The sequence below is a fragment of the Sphingomonas sp. genome (assembly GCF_035758555.1).
Classification (GTDB): domain Bacteria; phylum Pseudomonadota; class Alphaproteobacteria; order Sphingomonadales; family Sphingomonadaceae; genus Sphingomonas_B.
In genome coordinates this window covers 1-2,782 of sequence record NZ_DASTXI010000001.1, presented here as the reverse complement: position 1 = coordinate 2,782, position 2,782 = coordinate 1, and the positions used below count along the sequence as shown (strand labels likewise).

Genomic DNA, 2,782 nt, shown 5'->3' with positions numbered 1-2,782 from the left:
CGCGGTGATCGGTGGCTATGCCGACAAGGGCGTGCTTGCGGGCGGAGGCTCGTCGGACGTGACTCCGGTCGGCGGAGCGATCATGATCGACGACCACACCTATTTGCCGTCGCCCCCGCTCGATGCGCTGAAGCGGGAGCTGCCGAAGGCGCGGATCGCATTCGATGCCGGCAGCGACCCCGCCGCCGCTGCCGCGGTCGCGGCGAAATCCGATGTCGCGATCGTGTTCGTCACGCAACCCGACAGCGAAGGCGATGACGGCCACCTCGAGCTGGAGCGCAACCAGGACGCGTTGGTGTCGGCGGTCGCGAAGGCCAATCCGAAGACCGTCGTCGTGGTCGAAAGCGGCGGCGCGGTGTTCATGCCGTGGGCGGCCGAGGTTCCGGCGATCGTCGAGGCCTTTTACCCCGGCATCCGCGGCGGCCCGGCGATTGCGCGCATCCTCACCGGCAAGGTCAATCCCTCGGGCCACCTGCCGATCAGCTTCCCTGCATCGCTCGACCAACTCGCGCATCCGGTGCTGCCCGGCCTCGGCCAGCCGAACGAGACGCCGGTTCACATCACCTACGACGAAGGCGCAGCGGTCGGCTACAAATGGTACGACGCGAAGGGCCTCACGCCGCTGTGGGCGTTCGGTCACGGGCTGAGCTACACCGACTTCGCGCTCTCCAATCTCGCGGCCCAGCCGGACGGCAAGGCGATCCGCGTCAGTTTTGCGATCCGCAACATCGGCAAGCGGCAGGGCAAGGGCGTCGCCCAGGTCTATGTCGCGCCGGCCGACTGGAAGAAGGCCGGCTGGGAGGCACCCAAAAGGCTCGGCGCTTTCGCCAAGGCCGATCTCAAGCCGGGGCAGAGCAAAACGATCCAGGTGAGGGTCGATCCGCGGCTGCTCGCGACGTACGAAGCGGCGGGCAACAACTGGCACATCCGCGCCGGCGACTATCGGCTGATGCTCGGCCAGTCGTCCGACGGGCAAATGCAGAGTGTCGACGTGAACCTGCCGGACTCGGCCTGGAGCGCTTCGGTGACCAAGGACTGAGCGTGTCGATGATGCGCATTGTCGCGGCGGCGATCGCCGCGCTGCTGTTTTGTCAGCCCGCGGCGGCTTCGCATGTCGTCACAGGCAATGGGTTCGGCTTCGCAGTCGTCTCGCCGGAGAGTGGGTCGGCGACGAAGTTCTACGCGCACCCCTATTCTTTCGTCCGGCCCGATCCGGCGGATCCGCTCAGCGAAGGAATCGCGACGGCCAATTTCATCAAGTCGCTGCGCTGGGGCGATCGCCCGCAGGCCGCCACGGCGGACTATGTCGATGATTCGCAGATCGTCCGCATCCGGCGCCCTGATGGCAGCGGTGACTTCTTCATGCCATTCGGGCTCGATCGCCCGGCGCTGATCGTCAGCTGGCAAGCGACCGCGCCGAACACGGGGGGCTGGCGGGTCGAATGGAACCAGCCTGTCCGGTCGCAGAAGATCGTGAGCGCGGACGGCACGAACGCGACGCTGCTGCGGTTCACCGGAATTGACGAAAGCTTGCTGCTGATCCCGCTGGGCGGAGTGCAAAAGGCGCCCTCGGATCAGCCTCTGGCGGCGAGTTCGGCGTGGGCGTTGATCTCGCTCGAAAAGGACAGCGAAGCGGAGCCGGCCATCCGCGAACTTATGCGCTGGCGTGCGGACCTTTCCTCGTCGCAATTGGTCGCGCGGGAAATCGCGGAGTTCGAGCAATGGCGCGCGAAGCCCTCCGTGCACTTCAGGAACGAGAATGAGCGTCATCTTTGGCGGCAAAGCGAGACGATGCTGCGCATCGCGCAGAGCCGCGAGGCGAATCGCGCGGAGCGGCACGGCAACGGCCTGATCGTCGCGGCCTTGCCCGACGTCTTCTCCACGCCCTGGGTCCGCGACATGGCCTGGGCGACGGTGGCGCTGACTCGCATGGGCCACCGGACCGAAGCGCGAGCGGCGCTTCTCGCTTATTTCAACGCGCGGCCGACCGGCAAAATGCGCTCGCAGGTGAACGGCGCGGACTATCAGATCTCGGTCGTGCGCTATTGGGGCAACGGCGCCGAGGAGCCCTTCTTCACCCAGGAGGGCAGCACCAACATCGAGTTCGACAATTGGGGCGAAGTGCTGTGGGTGCTCGGCGAATATCTCAAGAAGTACGACGACCCTGCGCTCCTCAAGGAGCCCACCAACCGCGGACGGCTGTACGAGAGCGCGCGCGATTTTATCGTCAAGCCGCTCATCGCCAACATGGAAAAGTATGGCGACGGCCTCATCATGGCCGCGGACACTTCGATCTGGGAGGAGCGGCAGAAGGACGCGAAGCATTTCGCATTCTCGACCGCGATGGCGATTGTCGGCCTGCGCGAGTTCGCCGAGGTGGCTCGGCGCGCCGGCGACGAAGCCGCGCGAAAGCAGGCACTCGACACCGCGTCGCTGCTGGAGAAGGGTTTTGCCGCAGCGTTCATCCGCGACGGCAAGCTTCGCGGCACGCTCGAACCCGGCGTGAAGAACGACATCGACGGAGCGCTGATCCCGATCATCAACTTCGGCATCGTCCGCGATCCGGACGTGATCCGCGACACCGTGAACAGGATGGAGCTGCTGAAAGTCGCGTCCGGCGGCTATCGGCGCGTTCGCGGCACCTACACCGACCCCAAAATCTACGAATATTGGTACGAGCAGGAGGAGTTCCTGTTCGTCGACTTCGCCTTGGCCGAGCTGAACCGCCGCATCGGCCGCACGGCGGAGGCCGACGCGATGCTCGACCGCATCGTCACCAAGG

The 2,782-nt window shown here is 65.8% G+C and carries 2 protein-coding genes; both read left to right on the top strand.

The features are described 5' to 3' along the window. Nucleotides 1-1,039 (top strand): glycoside hydrolase family 3 C-terminal domain-containing protein (locus tag VFT73_RS00010; protein ID WP_326408038.1); only part of this gene is annotated, 1,039 nt, incomplete at its 5' end. An 8-nt stretch (nucleotides 1,040-1,047) separates the two neighbouring features. After that, on the top strand, nucleotides 1,048-2,782 hold a 1,735-nt coding region (locus VFT73_RS00005; protein WP_326408037.1), incomplete at its 3' end, for a glycoside hydrolase family 15 protein.